Source organism: Orrella marina, assembly GCF_003058465.1.
GTDB classification, from domain to species: domain Bacteria; phylum Pseudomonadota; class Gammaproteobacteria; order Burkholderiales; family Burkholderiaceae_B; genus Algicoccus; species Algicoccus marinus.
Genome location: NZ_CP028901.1, coordinates 2,422,746 through 2,443,335 on the forward strand (window position 1 = coordinate 2,422,746; position 20,590 = coordinate 2,443,335).

17 protein-coding genes and 1 pseudogene are annotated in these 20,590 nt (G+C 54.8%); 7 read left to right on the forward strand and 11 right to left on the reverse strand.

Annotated elements, in window-relative coordinates; translation table 11 throughout:
* Positions 1-64: 64 nt before the first annotated feature.
* The 6 genes from DBV39_RS11020 to DBV39_RS11045 all read right to left on the reverse strand — a co-directional run bounded on the left by DBV39_RS11020 (position 65) and on the right by DBV39_RS11045 (position 7,315).
* Positions 65-256 (reverse strand): DUF2474 family protein, encoded by a 192-nt coding sequence (locus DBV39_RS11020; RefSeq protein WP_227870592.1) that lies wholly within the window; start codon positions 254-256, stop codon positions 65-67.
* Positions 240-1,244: a cytochrome d ubiquinol oxidase subunit II gene (gene cydB, locus DBV39_RS11025; RefSeq protein ID WP_108621566.1), complete on the reverse strand. Its 1,005-nt coding sequence runs from the start codon at positions 1,242-1,244 to the stop codon at positions 240-242. The genes DBV39_RS11020 and cydB overlap by 17 nt, the downstream gene beginning before the upstream one ends.
* Complete coding sequence (locus DBV39_RS11030) at positions 1,241-2,680, reverse strand: cytochrome ubiquinol oxidase subunit I (RefSeq protein WP_108621567.1); 1,440 nt, start codon at positions 2,678-2,680, stop codon at positions 1,241-1,243. The genes cydB and DBV39_RS11030 overlap by 4 nt, the downstream gene beginning before the upstream one ends.
* A gap of 223 nt (positions 2,681-2,903) precedes the next feature.
* On the reverse strand, positions 2,904-4,241 hold the full coding sequence (locus DBV39_RS11035) for a replication-associated recombination protein A (RefSeq protein ID WP_108621568.1): 1,338 nt from the start codon (positions 4,239-4,241) through the stop codon (positions 2,904-2,906).
* Positions 4,242-4,305: 64 nt separating this feature from the next.
* Positions 4,306-4,926 (reverse strand): outer membrane lipoprotein chaperone LolA, encoded by a 621-nt coding sequence (lolA, locus tag DBV39_RS11040; protein ID WP_227870593.1) that lies wholly within the window; start codon positions 4,924-4,926, stop codon positions 4,306-4,308.
* A gap of 16 nt (positions 4,927-4,942) precedes the next feature.
* Complete coding sequence (locus DBV39_RS11045; protein WP_407669185.1) at positions 4,943-7,315, reverse strand: DNA translocase FtsK; 2,373 nt, start codon at positions 7,313-7,315, stop codon at positions 4,943-4,945.
* 44 nt (positions 7,316-7,359) lie between these two features.
* On the opposite strand from DBV39_RS11045, the gene trxB reads away from it, so the two are divergent.
* Together trxB and DBV39_RS11055 are read left to right on the forward strand one after the other, a co-directional pair.
* On the forward strand, positions 7,360-8,319 hold the full coding sequence (gene trxB / locus DBV39_RS11050; protein WP_108621571.1) for a thioredoxin-disulfide reductase: 960 nt from the start codon (positions 7,360-7,362) through the stop codon (positions 8,317-8,319).
* A 43-nt stretch (positions 8,320-8,362) separates the two neighbouring features.
* Entirely contained in the window at positions 8,363-8,896 is a 534-nt protein-coding gene (locus tag DBV39_RS11055) for a Smr/MutS family protein (RefSeq protein WP_159078910.1), read from the forward strand.
* Here the strand turns inward: DBV39_RS11055 and DBV39_RS11060 are convergent.
* From DBV39_RS11060 to icd, 3 genes are all read right to left on the reverse strand, one after another.
* On the reverse strand, positions 8,861-10,918 hold the full coding sequence (locus tag DBV39_RS11060) for a sodium:solute symporter family protein (protein ID WP_108621573.1): 2,058 nt from the start codon (positions 10,916-10,918) through the stop codon (positions 8,861-8,863). The genes DBV39_RS11055 and DBV39_RS11060 overlap by 36 nt on opposite strands.
* Entirely contained in the window at positions 10,915-11,151 is a 237-nt protein-coding gene (locus DBV39_RS11065; protein WP_159078911.1) for a sodium/substrate symporter small subunit, read from the reverse strand. Before DBV39_RS11065 ends, DBV39_RS11060 begins: the two co-directional genes overlap by 4 nt.
* Before the next feature lie 671 nt (positions 11,152-11,822).
* Positions 11,823-13,079 (reverse strand): NADP-dependent isocitrate dehydrogenase, encoded by a 1,257-nt coding sequence (gene icd, locus DBV39_RS11070; protein ID WP_108621575.1) that lies wholly within the window; start codon positions 13,077-13,079, stop codon positions 11,823-11,825.
* Positions 13,080-13,148: 69 nt separating this feature from the next.
* Between icd and DBV39_RS11075 the strand changes: the two genes are divergently transcribed.
* Positions 13,149-13,571, forward strand: coding sequence for a DUF1841 family protein (locus DBV39_RS11075; protein ID WP_108621576.1), 423 nt, complete (start codon positions 13,149-13,151; stop codon positions 13,569-13,571).
* Between the two features lie 129 nt (positions 13,572-13,700).
* On the opposite strand, the gene DBV39_RS11080 is transcribed toward DBV39_RS11075, so the two are convergent.
* Both DBV39_RS11080 and DBV39_RS11085 read right to left on the reverse strand, forming a co-directional pair.
* Complete coding sequence (locus DBV39_RS11080; RefSeq protein ID WP_108621577.1) at positions 13,701-14,063, reverse strand: c-type cytochrome; 363 nt, start codon at positions 14,061-14,063, stop codon at positions 13,701-13,703.
* 12 nt (positions 14,064-14,075) lie between these two features.
* Positions 14,076-14,444: a c-type cytochrome gene (locus DBV39_RS11085; protein WP_227870594.1), complete on the reverse strand. Its 369-nt coding sequence runs from the start codon at positions 14,442-14,444 to the stop codon at positions 14,076-14,078.
* A 148-nt stretch (positions 14,445-14,592) separates the two neighbouring features.
* On the opposite strand from DBV39_RS11085, the gene DBV39_RS11090 reads away from it, so the two are divergent.
* From DBV39_RS11090 to DBV39_RS11105, 4 genes and pseudogenes are all read left to right on the forward strand, one after another.
* Complete coding sequence (locus DBV39_RS11090; RefSeq protein WP_108621578.1) at positions 14,593-15,474, forward strand: AAA family ATPase; 882 nt, start codon at positions 14,593-14,595, stop codon at positions 15,472-15,474.
* Positions 15,471-16,079, forward strand: a complete 609-nt coding sequence (locus DBV39_RS11095; RefSeq protein ID WP_108621579.1) for a GNAT family N-acetyltransferase — start codon at positions 15,471-15,473, stop codon at positions 16,077-16,079. The genes DBV39_RS11090 and DBV39_RS11095 overlap by 4 nt, the downstream gene beginning before the upstream one ends.
* A pseudogene (locus DBV39_RS11100) lies at positions 16,069-17,237 on the forward strand (vWA domain-containing protein). The gene DBV39_RS11095 and the pseudogene DBV39_RS11100 overlap by 11 nt, the downstream one beginning before the upstream one ends.
* 205 nt (positions 17,238-17,442) lie before the next feature.
* A complete protein-coding gene (locus tag DBV39_RS11105; protein ID WP_108621580.1) occupies positions 17,443-20,211 on the forward strand; it encodes a M16 family metallopeptidase in 2,769 nt (922 codons plus the stop codon).
* The last annotated feature ends 379 nt before the right edge of the window (positions 20,212-20,590 follow it).

Below are 20,590 nucleotides of genomic sequence, written 5' to 3' on the forward strand. Positions count from 1 at the left end.
TGCTACGAATAGTTTGATTAGACTGCCATTGTAGCCTTGACCGAACCCGACTCTACACGCTGTGTCAGGGCATGATGGCCCAGCGGATGATCTGGCTGACCACAGTGAGTGCAAGCACGCTGGCCAGCCACAGCCCCAAAAACCACAGGAGCCGACGACCCAGCGGCGTCTCTGCATCCGCCTTCTTGTTCTGACCGCAGCCATCATCCGGCGTGCGGTCAGGGATTGGTCGCTTGCGGTTAGTTGTGATAACCACTGCTTTGCTCCACTTTACCGCGAAAGACCCAGTAGCTATATGCGGTGTATGTCAGGATGATAGGAATCAGAAACGCCGCACCGATCAGCAGGAACTTCAGCGATACATCTGGCGCAGCCGCTTCCCAGAGGGTCACACTGCTGGGAATCATGTATGGGAAGAAACTGATCGCAAGACCGATGTAGGACAGTGTAAAGATTCCGACAGCGGCCAGATAGGCATTCACGCCACGGGGACGCCTGATTCCCTTGAACAGTGCCCACGCGCATGCAACAACCAGCAGCGGGACTGGGATCACATAAAACAGCTCTGGCCACTGGAACCAGCGCTGCGCAAAGTGCGCGTGCAAGAACGGCGTGTACAGACTGACGGCGGCAATACAAAACAGCGTACCAATGGCGGCAGTACGGGCATGGCGTTTGGCCGTTTCCTGCAAGGCCCCTTCTGTCTTGGACACGAGCCAGGTCGCGCCCAGCAGCGTATATCCGATCACCAGAGAAACACCAGTGAAAATGGTAAAGGGCGTCAGCCAGTCCCACCAGCCGCCCGCATACGCGCGTCCGTCGACAGGAATGCCTTCGATCAGCCCGCCAAGAACGATCCCCTGCGCAAACGCTGCCACAGTGGAGCCTCCGGCAAACACCTTGTCCCAGGGATTTTTCTCGCTGGTGACCTTCCAGCGAAACTCAAACGCGACCCCGCGGAACACCAGCGCCAGCAGCATTGTAAAGATCGGTATGTACAGGGCAGGCATGATGATGGCGTAAGCAAGCGGAAATACCGCAAACAGGCCCGCTCCGCCAAGAATCAACCAGGTCTCATTGCCATCCCATACTGGCGCAACCGAGTTCATCATCTGATCGCGGTTGTCCTTACCCTTGACACAAGAAAAGAGAATACCGACACCTAGATCGAACCCGTCCAGCACCACGTATGCCAGCACGGCAAATGCGATCAGTCCAGCCCATATCAATGCGTAATCAATCATGCCCGGCTCCTCGAAGTTGCGCGCTTGTCAGTGATGGAAGGTGGAACAAAGCCGGCAGCACGTTCAGGGGAACCATCGTGCAACACGTCTTCCGAATAGACTGGCGGTTTGTGCATCTGCTTCAGTATGTACCGGATACCCGCACCAAATAGCGCGAAATACACCACGATGAAGGCGATCAGGCTGGCAGCAACTGCTGGCGCATCAACTGGCGACACCGAGTCAGCTGTTCTCAGCAAGTGATAGACCGTAAACGGCTGTCTGCCCACTTCTGTCACGATCCAGCCTGAAATCACCGCAATGAATCCAGACGGCGCCATGATGATCGCCGCTTTATGTAGCTTTGTTGCCTCGTAAAGCTTGCCCCGCTTGCGCATGACCAGGCTCCAGATACCGATACCCAGCATCAGAAACCCGATGCCCACCATTACGCGAAACGCGTAGAAGGGAGGCGCCATAGGTGGCCAGTCTTCTCTGGGAAACGCATCAAGACCCTGAACTTCACCATCCAGATCGTGACGCAATATCAGACTGCCCAGCAACGGAATCTCGACCTTGTAATCCATCCGGGCCTCTTCTTCATTGGGAATTCCAAAAAGAACGAGTCCAGCCGGTTTTTGGGACTCAAAGTGCCCTTCTAACGCTGCAATCTTCATGGGCTGATACTTCAATGTGTTCAGCCCATGTGCATCGCCCGCGAATATCTGAATCGGCGCAACGATTGCGGCCATCCACATCGCCATGGAGAACATCTTGCGAATCGCCTCCTGATTCACCGACGGATCCACCTTGCCCTTGCGAGTCTTGAGTAAGTGGTAAGCAGCAACACCTCCAACCACAAATGCTGTTGTCAGATACGCAGCGAGAATCATATGCGCCAGACGATGCAGAAAAGACGGGTTGAAGATGACCGCAAACCAGTCAACAGGTACAAACTGTCCCAGCTCATTAATGGTATGCCCGGCTGGCGTCTGCATCCAGCTGTTAACCGACAGAATCCAGAACCCGGACGACAACGTACCCAGCGCAACCATCCCGGTTGCGAAGAGATGCAACTTTGCACCGACACGTTTGCGCCCGAAGAGCATGACCCCCAGAAAGCCTGCCTCGAGAAAGAAAGCGCTCAACACCTCGTACCCGATCAAGGGCCCTAGAATCGGGCCAACCTTGTCAGCGTAGACACTCCAGTTGGTGCCGAACTGGTAACTCATCACAATGCCGGAGACCACGCCCATCCCGAAGGAGAGCGTGAAGATTTTCTTCCAGTAATTGAACATATCCAGATAGACCGGATTCTGTGTTCGGAGATGCTGCAGATTGAGCACAAACAAGAAACTTGCCAGTCCGATCGTGAATACTGGGAATATGATGTGAAATGCAACCGTGAATGCAAATTGCAACCGGGCCAGGTTCACAGCCTCGAAGAACCATTCCATATTGGCACCAATCCTTAGTTAATTTTAAGGCAATTAAAGCATGCCCTACACAAAACTTGAAACCACTTGGTCGATGAGAAACGGATCTGAGTAAGTTAGTTCCAAAACGTTACAAATCGTGAGCTCATGTAACCATGTGGTCAATTGTGGGGGCTGGACAAGAATTTGCCAATATGGATCTGAGCTGAAGGCTGTTCGAACCAAGGGGTCTGCACAAGAGCCCTTATTTACGATTCGTGTCGCTCACTGGCTTCGACCCGGCATGTCGTGTCACGTCATCAAGTTCACGCAATCGGGCGAGTTTGTCTGCGATTTTAGTCTCAAGCCCCCTGTCAACGGGGCGATACCAGCCAGGCTCGTCCATGCCGTCAGGAAGGTAGGTCTCTCCGGCTGCGTACCCGTTCGGCTCATCATGTGCGTATCGATATTCCTTGCCGTAGCCGAGAGATTTCATCAGTTTTGTGGGCGCGTTGCGCAAATGAACAGGGACTTCTCTCGTCTTGTCAGAGCGGACAAACGCTTTGGCCTGGTTGTAAGCCATGTAACCGGCATTGCTTTTAGCGGCAATTGCCAGGTACAGAACAGCCTGAGCAAGTGCGAGCTCGCCTTCTGGGCTACCCAGCCTCTCGTAGGTAGTCGCAGCATCGTTGGCAATCTGCAAGGCCCTCGGATCCGCAAGCCCGATATCTTCCCAGGCCATGCGCACAATTCGTCTGGCAAGATATCCAGGATCGGCCCCGCCATCAAGCATGCGACATAACCAGTAAAGTGACGCATCCGGACTGGAACCTCGCACTGACTTGTGCAAGGCCGAAATCTGGTCGTAAAAATTGTCTCCCCCCTTGTCGAATCGACGGGTGCTAAGAGACATCGCACTCCGGATAAAGTCAGCGTCCACTCTGGTGACGCCCGCCGCACCTGCAGCGGTCTTGCACTGTTCGAGCAGATTCAACAGGCGTCTCGCATCACCGTCTGCGTATCCGATAAGCGTACTGATCGCTAGTTCTTCAAACGCAAGGTCAGGCATTGATTTCTGGCGCGCCCGATCCAGTAGCTGCCTGAGTTCCTCATCCGTCAAGGACTTCAGCACGTAAACCTGAGCGCGCGACAACAAAGCAGAATTCACTTCAAACGAAGGATTCTCGGTCGTGGCACCAATGAAAGTGACCAGGCCGGACTCGGCATACGGCAACAACGCGTCTTGCTGAGATTTGTTGAACCGATGAATTTCGTCAACAAAAAGTATGGTGTGTTTATCCCGTTCCAGATGCCGCTGGGCCTGCTCCATGGCCGCCCGGATATCCTTGACCCCTGAAAAAACCGCCGACAATGCAATGAACTCGGCATCGAAAGCTGTGGCAGTCAGGCGCGCCAGCGTAGTTTTACCAACACCCGGTGGCCCCCAAAAAATCATGGAATGCGGTTGACCGGACTGAAACGCGAGCCGTAGCGGTTTGCCCGGACCCAACAGATGGGACTGTCCGATCACCTCGTCCAGGTGAGTCGGGCGTAGTGCCTCAGCAAGCGGAGGAGTAGGGTCGCGGGTAAATAAGTCTGTCATGGCAAGCGCCCGGAATAAAGTGAACCGCGCAGAGCGTCATCTACCGGAAAATCTGGCATCAACCTTACTGCACCCGCACCACGTCGGTGCCAGTGGGCGGTGAGAACTCGAAGGTGTCAGACGAAAAACTCGACTGGGCCCGAATGCGAGACAGATCGATACGCGTTGTCTGCCCAAAAGAATCTCGAAGTAACAAACGCGCTGGCTTGCCCTCGAACATTCCGATATCCACCTGATTCAATCCCGAATCAGGTTGTTCAGGTATCGCTCTCAACCACTCCATGCCGTCCTGCTCCGGTAGTGCCTCAATGTTGAACGCGTCATCAAGCGCAACGTCACCGAACAGAATGGCCGCTGGCGAACTGCCGATGGACTGGTCAACTGGCCGCACTGTCGCCTGGCGCAGATCCGGGTCATACTGGAACACAGAGCGACCATCCGAGACGACCAGTTGCGCATAGGGTTGCTCGACATCCCAGCGAAACTTGCCCGGCCGCTCAAATGCGAAAGAGCCACTCTGTGCTCTGGTTGTCTGGCCCTGCCCGGTGACCGTGTACTGCTCGAACTGACCCGTGGCAGCAGAAAAGGCCTCGACGAACTGGCGGAACTGGTCGGCAGCCGGATTGGCCACGGCCATCGAGACGGTCGCTCCCCAGAACGAGACAACATATACGAGGTTTTTCAAGTACTTCCTGAACATATTATTCATCCTGAGGACCCGCGGGCGCAAGAATCTCTCGATTCCCATTGGACTGCATCGCTGAAACCAGACCGGACTGTTCCATCTGCTCAAGTAGCCTCGCAGCCCGGTTGTATCCGATTCGCAAGTGACGCTGGACCAGTGAGATCGAAGCACGGCGATGCTTGAGCACCACACTGACTGCCTGATCATAAAGTGGATCGGACTCCGAATCGCTAAATCCTGTCACACTGCTCGCACCATCACCTGAATCTCCTTCGACAGCTCCCTCAAGGAGACCTTCGACGTAGTCGGGCTCACCATCCTTCTTGAGCGCCTCAACCACCCGGTGAACCTCGTCATCTGATACAAAAGCACCATGAACACGAACCGGGAGCCCCGTACCAGGCGGCATATACAGCATATCCCCCTGGCCTAGCAGCGTTTCTGCTCCCATTTGATCAAGAATGGTTCTCGAATCAATGCGCGATGAAACCTGAAATGCGATCCTCGTCGGGATGTTTGCCTTGATCAGACCGGTAATCACATCCACACTTGGACGCTGAGTCGCGAGAATCAGATGAATGCCGGCAGCACGCGCCTTTTGAGCAAGACGCGCAATCAGCTCCTCGATCTTCTTGCCGACCACCATCATCAGATCAGCCAACTCGTCAATCACCACAACGATCATTGGCAACTCTCCCAGTGGCTCTGGCGCGTCTGGCGTCAGTGAGAAGGGATTGGGAATCGACTCACCCTGTTTCTTGGCTTCACGGATTTTGGCATTGAACCCAGCCAGATTACGCACCCCCATCTTGCTCATCAGGCGGTAACGCTTTTCCATCTCGGCAACGCACCAGTTCAGGGCGTTTGCCGCGTGACGCATGTCAGTCACAACTGGCGCGAGCAGGTGCGGTATCCCTTCATAAACACTCATCTCCAGCATCTTGGGATCAATCAGTATCAAGCGCGTGTGAGACGCGTCCGCCTTGTACAGTAATGACAAGATCATTGCGTTGATTCCGACCGACTTGCCCGATCCGGTTGTCCCTGCCACCAGCAAGTGCGGCATTTTGGCCAGATCGGCCACCACCGGGTTGCCGGCAATGTCCTTGCCCAGAGCCATGGTGAGAACCGAGTTGCTGGAATGATAGGTCTGGGACCCCAAAATTTCGGACAGGCGTACCATCTGGCGTTTCGGGTTTGGCAACTCGAGCCCCATCAGGTTCTTGCCGGGGATCGTCTCGACCACACGGATACTGACCAGGCTGAGTGCGCGGGCAAGATCCTTGGCCAGATTGACTACCTGACTGCCTTTGACCCCGGTTGCAGGCTCGATCTCATATCGGGTGATCACAGGCCCAGCCTGGGCCGCCACGACGGTGACCTGCACACCAAAGTCCGAGAGCTTCTTTTCGATCAGCCGCGAAGTGAACTCGATGGTCTCAGGCGAGACGGTCTCGATCAAGTCCTGGGCCGGATCAAGCAGGCCAATCTCCGGCAGACTGCCATCGCCTGGCTCGGTGAACAGAGTCTGCTGCTTCTCCCTGATGACCCGCTCGGACTTTTTGACGGTGGACACAGCAGGCTCGATACGAACTGGCTGCTCATGAACAATCTGCTCGTGCTTGGCTTCCACCTGAACACGGCGCTGCGCCTTGGCAACCGCACCCACTCGCCGGTCCTGCCGGGCGACATAGGCATTACGCACACCCATCACGATTTTTTCGAGCCAGGTGCCGATCGCCTCGCAAACAGCCCCCCAGGAGAACCCAAAAAACAGGCTAGCACCAAAAGCAATCAGAACGATCAGAATCAGTGTGCTGCCAGTAAACCCTACTGTGTGGGACAACAGTTGCGCCCACGCGTAGCCAAGGACCCCGCCCGCGCCACTGGAAAACTCCGTACGTCCCGGCAAGTCCAACCCATAGGATCCGAGTCTCAATGCTTCAAGGCCCAGGGAGCCCGCTACCAGCATGAAAAAGCCGATCCCGTGTTCCCAGCGAACCCTTTCCAGTTCCTGAGACTTCTCGACAGAAAAATGCCTCACCAGACGCCGATAACCCGCAAACACGCGGTGTATCAGAAGCAAAACCAGCAACCAGGAGGAATAGCCAAAGAGATAGAGCAGGATATCGGCAATATAAGCCCCAAAAAATCCACCCCGGTTGTACTGCACAGACTGGCCAGACGCGTGTGACCAACCTGGATCCATAGGATTCCAGGTTGCCAGCACAAGTGCAAGCCAGACCGCAAGAAGCGCGAACAGCACCCACCTCGCCTCTCGCACCAAACCAAGCAGCTTGGTCTGTAGCGGGGAGGGCCCATTTCGCACATTGCGCGAGCTTTTTGCTGTTCTGCCGGCCTTTGGCTCGGCAATGTTCGCTTTTGACATACTGAACATTATAATAAGATCGTAAGTATTCAAGGATCAATCAAATGTCGGAAACACATCACTCCAAAGTCCTGATCCTCGGCTCAGGCCCAGCAGGATATAGTGCAGCAGTTTACGCCGCGAGAGCAAACCTGAAGCCAACGGTCATCACCGGGATGGCCCAGGGCGGTCAGCTAATGACCACCACCGAGGTCGACAACTGGCCCGCTGACCCCCAGGGTGTGCAGGGCCCCGAACTGATGCAGCGCTTTCAGGCGCACGCAGAACGCTTCGAGACCGAAATCATTTTCGATCACATCAGCTCAGTTGATCTGACCCAGCGGCCATTCCGACTGCAAGGCGATGGTGGCACATCGTACACGTGTGATGCGCTCGTGATTGCAACCGGCGCATCAGCCAAGTACCTTGGTCTACCCTCCGAAGAGGCATTCATGGGGCGAGGAGTCTCAGGTTGCGCCACCTGCGATGGCTTTTTCTATAAAGGCCAGGATGTCGTCGTCGTCGGAGGCGGCAATACTGCGGTCGAAGAAGCACTATACCTGTCCAACATCTGCAAGACAGTAACTGTGGTTCACCGCCGTGACAAGTTCCGTGCCGAGCCGATCATGATCGACAAGCTCCTGGAGAAAGCCGAATCAGGCAATGTCAAACTCGCATTACACCGCGAACTTGAAGAGGTAATTGGTGATGATTCCGGCGTGACTGGCGTACGTCTGCGCAGCACGAAAGGCGAGGACCCGCTCGAACTGACAGTCCATGGCGTCTTCATTGCAATCGGCCATCAGCCAAACACCGGCATTTTTGAAGGGCAGGTGAAGATGGAGAACGGTTATATCGTGACGCGCAGCGGACTCCAGGGTCTTGCTACTATGACCTCGGTCGAGGGTGTTTTCGCTGCAGGTGATGTACAGGATCACGTCTACCGACAGGCCATCACCAGCGCAGGAACGGGCTGCATGGCCGCGCTCGATGCACAGCGCTGGCTGGAGAACCAGCAAGACTAGGCTGGCAGAGCTAGCGGTGAGCAAAAAGCAGGAGCCGGACGACATGGAACTATTCCGGCAGGCGATGCGTGATGTGACGCCGCTCAGAAATGCTGAGCGCGTTACCCATGCTGCCCGCCCGGTTCCTGAAAGTGTTCAAAGGCGCAGAACCAATGCAAGCGCTGATCAGCATCCGCGCGACGCGCCGCTTTCAGACTTTCAATATGACCCCGAGTCTCCCTCAAATGCATTTCATCGCGCCAACGGGGTATCAAGTGACGTTTTGCGCAGACTGCGCAAAGATGTCCGTTCAATCCGCGCCACACTTGACCTGCACGGCATGACTGTCGACCAGGCTCGCAACGAACTTGCACAATTCATCAAGCAGTGTTGTTTGCTCAATTACAGGCGGATTCGTATCATTCACGGTCAGGGGTTTGGATCTTCGGCGGGTGTTTCCATCCTGAGATTGCAGACACGTCACTGGCTCAGTCAGATGCCCGAGGTACTGGGCTACGTCTCGCCAGACTCAGCTAATGGTGGAGAAGGCGCGGTCCTGGTACTACTCAGGCCGCCTCAGAAAGTCGACCATGGCTGACGCGCGCTGACCAGGTGCTGGCGTTAACAAAGAGATGACGAACATCACCGCGAAAGCCAGGGGAATGCCGAACAGCCCGGCAGCATTAGGCTGAATCCCGAACCATAGGTCAACCGGGGCACTGCGCGGCACATCGAAGCAAATTTCACGTAACCAAGGCTGCGTCAGTGCCATGTAGTAGAAGGTCATGGCGATCCCGGCAAGCATGCCCGTCGAAACTCCCCAGTAATTTGTTCGCTTCCAGAAAATACCTAAAACAAGTGCAGGGAAAAAGCTCGCTGCTGCAAACGAGAAGGCAGCGGTCACCATGAATATGATGTCAGCAGGCGTGCGCGTTGCAACCCATGCAGCAGCGAAGGCCACTCCCAGCAGAAAGACCTTGGACATGATGACCTGACGAGTGCTGTTCATGGCTGGCGACACGATCCGGAAACTGGTGTCATGCGACAACGCATTGGAGATGGTGAGTAGCAAACCATCCGCTGTGGAGAGTGCGGCTGCCATCGCACCGGCAGCAACCAGCCCTGAGAGGACCACCGGCATACCACCAATTTCAGGGCCAGCTAGCACAACCATGTCAGTACCCAGATGAATCTCGCCCAACTGGACAATCCCGTCGCCGTTCAAGTCCACCAGATCGATCAGTGAGCGATCCAGCGCTCCCCAGGCACTGATCCAGTCCGGCAAACCTGAATATGACAGTCCAACCACGTTCTGATAAATCTGATTCTTGACCAGAACCGCCAGCGCAGGCGCGGTCAGATACAGGACGAGAATGAAAAGCAGTGACCAAAAAACTGATTGACGTGTCGCGGACACAGACTGGGTTGTCAGAGAGCGCGCAAGAATGTGCGGCAAACCCGCAGTCCCCAGCATCAGACAAACCAGTAGCGCCAGGAAGTTGTTTCTAGCCTGTACTGCCTTTTCTGGATCATCGTAATCAAACGGAAGGTGGTCAGCCTTTGGTGCGGCCGCCCTTGACGCATACATGTCTCGTTGTGTTGACCATTGCTCCAGAGCCGCCTTGGAGGTTTCCGGGTAGTTTGCAAGAGATCGCTCAAGCCGTCTGATCTCCAGCATAGGCGCGTCGCTGGCACGTGCCCTGACCAGATGAAGTCGCAGGTTCTCTCGCTCCGCCTGCCATGACTCTGGCAACGCATCAAGCCGCATCTGCATCAACTGTTCCTGGGAGCCCCAGTAAGCACGCAGCGACATTTCCGATGAGTCATTGTTGATCTGGTTCTGCTTCTCGATCAACTCTGGCATCAGCTGTCCGGCGCCTACGTGGGGAACAACCTTACCGGTCTCACTGATCGATAACCAGACGACAGGCACTAGATAAGCCAGAACCAGAATGATGTACTGCCCGACCTGTGTCCACGTCACGGCACGCATACCGCCCAGAAAGGAACAAATGAGCATGCTGCCCAACGCAATGAAAACACCGAGCTCGAAGGTGATTCCTGTCAGACGTGTCGTAATGAGCCCTACCCCATAGATCTGCGCGACCAGATACGTGAAGGAACAGGCAAGAGTGCAAAGCACGCCAATCAACCTGGGAAGATCTCCTTCATAACGCGCACCAAGAAAATCAGGAACGGTATAATGCCCGAACTTGCGTAGGTACGGTGCTATGAACAAGGCCAGCAACACATAGCCTCCTGTCCACCCCAGGATATAGGCAAGCCCCTCATATCCCGCAAAATAAAGCGAACCTGCAACACCGATGAAGGAGGCAACTGACATCCAGTCAGCTGCAGTGGCCATGCCATTGAATACTGCCGGGACTCGTCGACCGGCGACGTAATACTCAACAGGGTCTGATGTTCTGCAAACAATTCCGATCGTCGCGTACATGAGAACAGTGACCAGCAGGAAGATGTAGCCTATCCACTCTCTTGCCAGCCCGAGCGTCTCGAAAGCCGCCAGCACTCCAATCAGAACAATGAAGCCAAACGCATAGAAAGCATATGCTCGAATAAGCCCTGCTCGCCAGGTCTGATAGTGTTGACTGTCGCTCAAGCCTGTCGCTCCGACGGCTTGATGGGCTCAACCTTGCGCGCGTCGCGGTCCGCTCGCCGTGCACACAGAGCGTACACCGCAATGATTGCGAGATAAGCCAGTGGTACTGCGAACGCAACGACTGCGTAGGCGAAAGGCCAGCCAAGGATGGACCAGCTATGCGGGATGGCAACCAGGAAGAGCGGCAGCAGCGAGACTAAAAGCCACGCCAACCCCAATGCTAGCGTCAGCACGGAAATTTTTCGCCAGTAAACTGACGGCTCCGATTGATTTGAGTGACCTAGAGACATAGACCTACCCCAGAAGCGCAAGCGGCTGACACACTGTGCCAGCCGCTTCGCAGATCGATTGTTTTTATCATCGATTCAGCTTGGATTTGACCGATGCCGCCAGTCTTACCTTGCAGATTTGTCTCCCCACCTGCATGTCGACAGTATGCACTACCAACGTCAGAATCACATCCGGGAATGCCCTAAGTTTGTGCAAATCATACATTTATCAAGTTGATTTGCTGCCTGGCGCCAGTTGAACCGGTTCGCAGCTCACGCCCCCAAACGGGGCACACGGACGGAGGACCTCATGACCAACTGTGATCAATCGGCATAGGAGATAGCCCATAGGCTACACCCCTGCCACACCACCCGGCATGCGGGTCCGAACCGGGCGGTTCGAGAAGCTGAGGTCATGAGAGTCGGGGTAGACCCAGCCGGTCAAAGTACGCAATCAGTAGAACACCGGTGAGCGGCTTTGCGCTGTTGCGCTTCACTTTGCTCACTGTGACGAGCTCGCAGCGGGACTTTCACCCGCAAGTATGCGCCCATGCTGGGCGCATAAATAAAAAACCCCACGTTCCTGAGAAAGCGGGGCTCTATTTCCGACTACAGTCAATCAGTTCGAAACATGATTACATGTGGTCAATCATGACCTGACCGAACCCCGAGCACGAAACCTGGTTCGCACCTTCGAGCAAACGTGCAAAGTCATATGTCACGTTTTTGGACAAAATCGACTTCTCCATGCTGGAGATGATCAAATCTGCAGCTTCAATCCAGCCCATGTGACGCAGCATCATTTCAGCTGACAGAATCTCGGAGCCTGGGTTGACGTAATCCTTGCCAGCGTACTTTGGCGCAGTACCGTGAGTTGCTTCAAACATTGCAACAGAGTCGGACAAGTTGGCACCCGGAGCGATACCGATACCGCCGACCTGAGCAGCAAGCGCGTCAGAAACATAGTCACCGTTCAGATTCAGCGTCGCAATGACATCGTACTCAGCTGGACGCAGAAGGATCTGCTGAAGGAACGCATCGGCGATCGAATCCTTGACGATGATTTCACGGCCCGTTTTGGGGTTCGTGAACTTGCTCCATGGTCCGCCGTCGATCAGCTGTGCACCAAACTCCTTTTGCGCAAGCGCGTAGCCCCAGTCACGGAAGCCACCTTCGGTGAACTTCATGATGTTGCCCTTGTGAACCAGCGTAACCGATGCACGATCATTGTCGATTGCATACTGAATCGCCTTGCGAACCAGGCGCTCGGTTCCCTCACGGGACACTGGCTTGACACCAATACCGGAAGTGTTCGGGAAGCGGATCTTGTTAACGTTGAGCTTGGTCTGCAGGAACTCGATCAGGGCCTTGGCCTGCTCTGATTCAGCTTCAAATTCGATACCGGCGTAGATGTCTTCCGAGTTCTCACGGAAGATGACCATGTTGGTCTTCTCGGGCTCACGCAACGGTGAGGGAACACCTTTGAAGTAACGCACGGGGCGCAGGCAGACATACAGGTCGAGTTGCTGGCGCAACGCAACGTTGAGCGAGCGGATGCCACCACCAACCGGAGTCGTCAGAGGACCCTTGATCGACACAACGTAGTCCTTGACTGCATCAAGGGTTTCCTCTGGCAGCCACACATCCGGGCCGTATACTTTAGTTGACTTCTCACCAGCGTAGACTTCCATCCAATGGATCTTGCGCTTGCCACCGTAAGCTTTCGCAACAGCAGCGTCCACAACCTTCAGCATGACCGGGGTAATATCCATGCCGGTGCCATCACCCTCGATATAAGGGATGATCGGCTGATCAGGAACGTTGAGCGAATAGTCCGCGTTGACGGTGATTTTGCTGCCCTCAGCGGGCACTTTGATGTGCTGGTATGACATGAAGCCTCCGGAAATGGGGGTTGACCTAACCCAGTATTTTAGCTTGCATTACAACTAACGGTTACCGACGTGTTTGATCCCAGCAGAGACCAGGTCAGAACATTCTTTATTGAAGCCTGGAAAAAACGTAAAGACAGCCAGATTATGACGCCACTGGAAAGCATGGCAGCCAATCTGGTGGCCATGCATCCTGAATACCATGAAGACATGGAAGACCCTGATGCTCTGAACCGGGAGTTTCCGGTCGAACAGGGTCGAACCAATCCGTTTCTTCATCTGTCCATGCATCTTGCAATCGCAGAGCAGATCTCCATTGATCATCCGCCTGGAATTCGTCAGGCACATCAGAAACTCGCAAGTCGCCTGGATGATCACGAGGCGGCACACGAAATCATGGAATGCCTCGGGCAGGTCGTCTGGGAATCACAGCGTCTGGGAAAGCCACTGGATAACGACACATATGTTGACCTGATATTGCGACGAGCTTCCTGACAGAAAACCTACACTGCAATACCAGAACCAGCGCGACTGTTCCTGCACACCATATCACCGCCTCGTCGGAAGGCCGTGCTCAACCTTGAACAGAAGCACTGGCCTTGACTGACGCTTTCAGGAACTGGATTATCTGCGAACAGCCAGCGGGCCTGGCAGAGAAGAGAGCCATGCAGAGACGTTCTGAATGTCCTCTTTGGTCAACTGCGTGGCAAATGCTGCCATGATCGCGTTGTTGCGGGTATTGGCAGAAGCCGGCAATCCTTTCGCACCACGCTGATAGGCTGTCAGAGCATGCGCCAGATAATCAGCGTGCTGGCCAGCCAGAATTGGATAAGACGGATCAATCGACTTGGTCGCATCGGCGCCATGACAGGAAGCACAGTTGAGCTTATCCCAAACGGCTTTGCCTGCTGCGAGATCAGCAGCTCCTGCCTGAGACGCAGAAAACGCGCCTGCGATTACCAAAACACCGGTCGCAATGAATTTCATGGTCGTTTTCGCTTACTTCAGATTGGAGTAATAGGCTGCCAGGTCAGCAATGTCCTGCTCTGACAGACTCTTGGAAATGGCATCCATCGTCGGATGAGTGCGCTCTCCCGATGCATACGCCTTGAGTGCCACAACCAGGTATTCCTGATTCTGCCCGGCAATCATCGGAACGGAGTACACCTCCGGGAAGCTGGCCCGGTACCCGGGGATACCATGACAGCCGATGCACATGGAGACTTTTTCACGTGCTGCCTCAGCGCTGCCCTTGATTTCGTCGGCAGCGACGGCAGTACCTCCAAAGGCACAGGCCAGAAACGCCAGTGACACGCTAGAGAGAGTCCGACGGAGCGGCGCAGATGCTTTTGCAGAGAACGACGTCATGAGTGTAGGCTCTTCAATTATCTAGTAACAAAACCTGCAGCGATACTCCACGGATTTGCTGCAGCAGGTCTGCCGCATTGTACGATAATTGCTGAGTACATATGCAAGCGGCAATATTTACTAGATTACAGGACAGGACACCATATATATGACCGAGCAGAATACAGCGCAGCAATCTCACCGATTTGAGGGATCCGACCGTTACGTCACCACCGATGATCTGAAACTCGCCGTCAACGCAGCCCTTGCCCTGCAAAGGCCGTTATTGATAAAGGGCGAGCCCGGCACGGGAAAGACCATGCTGGCTGAAGAAGTCGCGAGCGCGCTGGGACGGCCTCTTTTGCAGTGGCACATCAAGTCGACCACCAAGGCACACCAGGGTTTGTATGAGTATGACGCTGTCTCCCGCTTGAGGGACTCCCAGCTCGGCGATGAGCGCGTCAAGGACATACACAACTATATTATCAAGGGCGTGCTGTGGCAGGCGTTCAGCTCCGAGACCCCGACCGTGTTGCTGATCGACGAGATCGACAAAGCAGACATCGAGTTCCCGAACGATCTGTTACGCGAACTGGACCAGATGGAGTTCCATGTCTACGAGACGCGCCAGACCATCAAGGCCATACACCGTCCGCTCGTGATTATTACGTCCAACAACGAGAAGGATCTTCCAGACGCATTCCTGCGCCGTTGTTTCTTTCACTATATCCGCTTCCCTGACCGCGATACACTCAAGGATATTGTTGCGGTCCACTTTCCGGACTTGCACGCGGACGTACTCAGGGCGGCACTCGATGCATTTTTTGCCCTGCGCGAGGCGCCCGGTCTCAAGAAAAAGCCCTCCACCTCCGAGTTTCTGGACTGGTTGCGGTTGCTGATTGCAGAGGACATCAGTGCAGAAGAAGTCGAGGCCCATAATGCTACATCGGTACCCATTCTTGCGGGCGCACTGCTCAAAAACGAGCAGGACGTGCAACTGCTCGAGCGTCTTGCAGCCGTCACACGCAACTCAACACGCCGCGCGCCATGACGACATTTCGCACTCCTCCCCAACCCTGCACGCTCACGCTTGGAGACATTCGGCTTGAGCCGCTGGACACCCTGCACACCGCTGGTCTCGAGACAGCAGCGATGGACGGTGAACTCTGGAATCTGCGTGTGACATCAGTTCCGGAACCCAGGAATGCAGAGCAGTACATTCGCGATGCGCTCAAAGGTCTGGCAGATGGTCACATGCTGCCTTTTGCTGTGATTCATGTTCCAACGAACACTGTCATCGGCAGCACGCGGTACCACGACATCATCACACCCGTTGCCAGGCTTGAAATCGGGTACACCTGGTATGGTGCCAGTTGGCAACGCTCATCCGTGAACACATCCTGCAAGTTGATGCTGATGACCCACGCATTCGAAACCCTTGGCGCCAGAGTCGTTGGCTGGCGGACTGACAACTTCAACTTTGCATCCCAGCGCGCCATCGAGCGACTGGGTGCAAAGCGAGATGGAGTGTTGCGCGGCCACGCATTGCGTCGTGATGGCACGATCCGGGACACGGTGATGTACAGCGTCACTGCTGGTGAATGGCCTGAGATCAAGGCACACCTGAACTATCTGATGGCTCGTTATGCTCGTTGACTTCTTCTACCACCTTCGTTCCGAAAAGCTAAAAGTCAGTGTCAAAGAGTACCTGGCACTACTTGAGGCGCTACGGGAACCTTTGATGGTGCCTTCGCTTGAGCAGTTTTACTACCTGGCCAGGCTCACCCTGGTCAAAGATGAGGCACTCTTTGATCGTTTTGACAAGGCGTTCGGCTCTTATTACCGCTCCATGCAGGTAAAACTACCCGGAAAGCAGATACCGCTAGACTGGCTCGTCAAGGAAGTTGAACGACGACTCACACCCGAACAGAAGGCAGAAATCGAGAAACACGGCTGGGACAAGCTGATGGAGCTGCTGCAGGAGCGTCTGAACGAGCAAAAGGAGCGTCATTCCGGCGGTAACCGATGGATCGGGACCGGTGGATCCTCTCCGTTTGGCAACAGCGGCTACCATCCGGAAGGTATCCGGATTGGTGGAAAGTCTGCTGGCAACAGGACGGGAGTCAAAGTCTGGGACGAGCGACAATTTCGCGACTACGATGACCAGCTCGAACTCGGTACCCGCAATTTCAAGGTTGCCTTGCGACGTCTGAGACGCTTCGCCAGAGAAGGTGCTGAAATGGAACTGGACCTGGACGATACCATTCGCCGGACTGCCCGCAACGCGGGTTATCTTGACATCAAGATGGTTCCGGAGAGGCATAACAATGTCAAGGTTCTGATGCTGCTTGACGCTGGGGCAGCATGGACGACCACATCGCCCGGGTTGAGGAGCTGTTCTCGGCAGCGCGCAGCGAGTTCAGGAACCTGGAAGTCTACTATTTCCATAACTGTCCGTACGAGTATCTCTGGAAGTCCAATCGCCGACGCCAGATGGAGCGGTTCGAGACTTGGGACATCTTGAGAAAATTCAACGCCGACTGGCGCCTCATCTTTGTAGGTGACGCAGCCATGAGCCCGTATGAAATCCTGCAGCCAGGAGGCTCTGTCGAACATTACAACAAGGAACCAGGCGCGGAATGGCTCAAGCGGATGATTCACGCCTGGCCAAAGTCAGTCTGGCTCAACCCTGAACCCCAGGCGTCCTGGCAGTACAGGCAGTCCACCACCTTGATCAAGAACATCGTGCAGGACAAAATGTACCCGGTCACCGTGTCCGGCATTGAACAAGCGATGCGATTGCTGTCAAAATAATCCTTATATCGAGTCCGGAGTGCGTTACAACAGGGAGCGGTCACGCTCCTTTTTTCTTGGGCCCGATTCAGGTTGTAACTAAACCAAACAGGAATACCCTGCTTCGAATGATGGAACCTTCCTGGGTCCATTGCGTTCCAATCTATGCTTCAGTCTCGACTTACAGCTCTTTTTACCGTCACGTCTTACGTACTGGGAATGTTTCATGTCTGACACTTACCGAACTTACAGCCTGAGATGGATAAGTTTTACTGTTCTGTATTTTCTGGCTGCATTCGCCGCCCTTGCCTCCCCGCTCCCCGAAGGTGTGCGGGAAGTTCGCCATCTCGAGGGCATCACTGAATACAAGCTGGACGCCAATGGGCTGACCATTCTGCTGGCCCCCGATGCATCAAGCCCATCAGTGTCGGTCAACGTAACCTATCTGGTCGGCTCCAGGCACGAAAACTACGGGCAGACAGGCATGGCTCATCTGCTCGAGCACATGATCTTCAAGGGCACCCCGACCGTCCGCAACGCCATGGCGGAGTTCTCAAAACGCGGCCTGCAATTTAATGGCACAACCAGTGCCGACCGGACTAACTACTTCGCGACATTCGCCTACAACCCGGAAGTGCTGGACTGGTACATCCGCTGGCAGGCCGATGCAATGGTCAATTCGCTGATCCTGCGTGAAGATCTGGATTCCGAGATGACGGTGGTGAGAAACGAAATGGAGCGCAGTGAGAACAATCCTGTTCGTACGCTCATCGACAAGACTCGCAGCGCAGCATACCAGTGGCACAACTACGGTAAAACCACAATCGGTGCCCGGTCTGATGTGGAAGAAGTTGACATCGAACAACTCAGGGACTTCTACCGGCTTTACTATCAGCCGGACAATGCTGTCCTGACCGTTGCTGGCAAATTCGACCCGCAGCGAACCCTGGTGACGATCGCGGATGCATTCAGTGGCATACCCAGGCCCGACCGGACTCTACCGAGACAGTACACTGTCGAACCTGTTCAGGACGGTGAGCGACGGATAACCCTGAGACGCAATGGTGGAACACCGGTCGCACTGTCCGTCTACCATATCCCTGCCGCCACCCACCCCGACTTCGCGGCCGTGGAACTGGCCACAAACATTCTAGGCGACACCCCGTCGGGACGTCTGTACAAGGCACTGGTGACCACAGAACTGGCCGTCAGTGTCGGCTCTGGCGCATGGGATGCTGCCGATCCGAGCACCGCATTGTTCCTCGCTTCCATCGGAGTCGATCAGGATACTGAAAAGGCACTTTCGGTGATGAACTCAACTGTTGAGAACATCCGGGGAAACCCCTTCACCGAAGAGGAGCTCAAACGCGCCAAGGCCTCATGGCTCAATAACTGGAACCAGACTTATAGCGACATGACACGCGTGGGTATTGTGCTTTCGGATCCCATTGCCCAGGGTGACTGGCGCATGTTTTTCAAGCACCGCGATCAGATTCAGCAAACCACTCTCGAAGAGGTGCAAAAGGCAGCCGAAACCTATTTCCTGCAAGCCAACAGGACTGAGGGCATTTATATACCGACCGACAAACCCGTTCGCGCGCCTGCATTTGAGCCAGTTGACTTGCAGGCCCTGCTCGAAGGATACGAAACAGAACGAGTGGACAGCCTGGTTGGCTCATTTGACCCATCTCCTGCGAATATCGATGCGATGACGCAACGCAAGGTTCTCAATCTGCCTAGCGGCGCGATCAAAGTTGCACTGCTGCCCAAAGAAAGTCGCGGTGACCGGGTCGATGCATCGATCGAGGTGCGGTTTGGCAACGCTGAAGCCCTCAAAGGCAAGGCAACCATCTCGTCAGTAACCGCCGCTCTGCTCGACTACGGAACACAACAGCTGAATCGGGAGCAGATACGAGACCGCTTCAACGAACTTGAAACCGAAGTCTCCTTTGACGGAGGAGGAACCGGAGTTCGGATTGATCTCTCAGGTCGGAAGGGGACGCTGCCAGAGGCGATCAGGCTTGCCTTGCATGTGCTCAAAAAACCGTCCTTTCCGGAAGATCAGTTTGAAGAATTTATCAATCGGGCCATTACACAGACCCAGGCAGCCATGACCGAGCCCAACGCGATTGCCGGTAACACTCTCGCACGCTACGGCAATCCATGGCCAAGCGATGATTTGAGATATGTGCCCACGTTTGAGGAATCGATTGATCTATACAGAAGCCTCAAGCGTCAGGATTTGGTCGACTTCCATGAAAGCTTTTATGGCAATGGCGCGATCACCATGGCCGTTGTCGGATCATTCGATCCGGAAACGATCGAGCGAGTCATCAAAGAAGAACTTTCTGACTGGAAAAAGGCACCGGAATACACTCGTGTGGGTGACCCGTTCGTCGAACTCAAGCCCGATCAGATCGTCCTGGAAACGCCGGACAAGGCCAATGCCATTTTCCTTGCAAAGCTTCCGATTCCGATGCAGGATACCGATCCAGACTATCCGGCCATGGTTCTGGTCAACTACCTGATCGGTGATCAGGGAAGCTCCAGACTCTGGATGCGTATCCGCGAAACAGATGGGCTCTCGTACGGCGTAGGATCATCCTTTAGCGCATCGGCTTTTGAGTCAAACGCCGACTGGCAAGTCTATGCGATCTACGCCCCGGAGAATCGCGCTCGTCTGACAAAGGCCTTCCAGGAGGTTCTGGAAGGCGCAATCCGGGATGGATTTACTGAGGAGGAGCTCAAGACCGCTGTCCAGGCAATGCTCAACCAGAGAGCGCTGGCACGATCCAGAGATAGTGTTCTCACCAACACATGGATGAGCTACCTCACCACCAACCGGACCTTCGAATGGTCCCAGGCATTTGATGACAAGATCAAGGCACTTACACTGGATGACGTCAATACAGCGCTTCGCAAGTACATCAAACCGGAGCAACTGGTAGAAGTGTTCGCTGGTGACTTTGCGAAAGACGCAAGAAAAACAGACTGAGAAACATTCTTGATTGAAATCAGCACCCTTCGCGGACACTCACCTGTTTGCGGAGGGTTTTTTATTAGTTCACCACGCTTGTACGATCGTGCTACAGGACTGAATCCCCTGCATTTTCGTTCGCGCGGGGTTACCGACCGTGAACTGTCTGATGGATCCTGAGCTTGCGTTGGCTCAATCGCAGACGTCCTGTTGTAGCGCAGAGTTCAACGCGCCAGACAGAGGGCACGCGAAGTCCCGCCTTGGTGCGAGAACGAACTTTAGTGAATTTTCAGGTCGGTAAACTAACGTACCAGATGTACGACTCGACCTTACTACCAAGGCTGAGCAGAACTGACTTGCCTGGCTCCCATACTCAGCCAGAGCAGGCGGATACCTG

Excerpts from the sequence above, each read along its gene's own strand:
- DBV39_RS11095 (WP_108621579.1), top strand. The coding sequence starts at position 15,471 with ATGACGACATTTCGCACTCCTCCCCAACCCTGCACGCTCACGCTTGGA.
- cydB (WP_108621566.1), bottom strand. The coding sequence starts at position 1,244 with ATGATTGATTACGCATTGATATGGGCTGGACTGATCGCATTTGCCGTG.
- icd (WP_108621575.1), bottom strand. The coding sequence starts at position 13,079 with ATGTCATACCAGCACATCAAAGTGCCCGCTGAGGGCAGCAAAATCACC.
- DBV39_RS11085 (WP_227870594.1), bottom strand. The coding sequence starts at position 14,444 with ATGACGTCGTTCTCTGCAAAAGCATCTGCGCCGCTCCGTCGGACTCTC.
- DBV39_RS11055 (WP_159078910.1), top strand. The coding sequence starts at position 8,363 with ATGGAACTATTCCGGCAGGCGATGCGTGATGTGACGCCGCTCAGAAAT.
- DBV39_RS11030 (WP_108621567.1), bottom strand. The coding sequence starts at position 2,680 with ATGGAATGGTTCTTCGAGGCTGTGAACCTGGCCCGGTTGCAATTTGCA.
- DBV39_RS11105 (WP_108621580.1), top strand. The coding sequence starts at position 17,443 with ATGTCTGACACTTACCGAACTTACAGCCTGAGATGGATAAGTTTTACT.
- DBV39_RS11090 (WP_108621578.1), top strand. The coding sequence starts at position 14,593 with ATGACCGAGCAGAATACAGCGCAGCAATCTCACCGATTTGAGGGATCC.
- DBV39_RS11080 (WP_108621577.1), bottom strand. The coding sequence starts at position 14,063 with ATGAAATTCATTGCGACCGGTGTTTTGGTAATCGCAGGCGCGTTTTCT.
- DBV39_RS11045 (WP_407669185.1), bottom strand. The coding sequence starts at position 7,315 with ATGTCAAAAGCGAACATTGCCGAGCCAAAGGCCGGCAGAACAGCAAAA.
- trxB (WP_108621571.1), top strand. The coding sequence starts at position 7,360 with ATGTCGGAAACACATCACTCCAAAGTCCTGATCCTCGGCTCAGGCCCA.
- DBV39_RS11035 (WP_108621568.1), bottom strand. The coding sequence starts at position 4,241 with ATGACAGACTTATTTACCCGCGACCCTACTCCTCCGCTTGCTGAGGCA.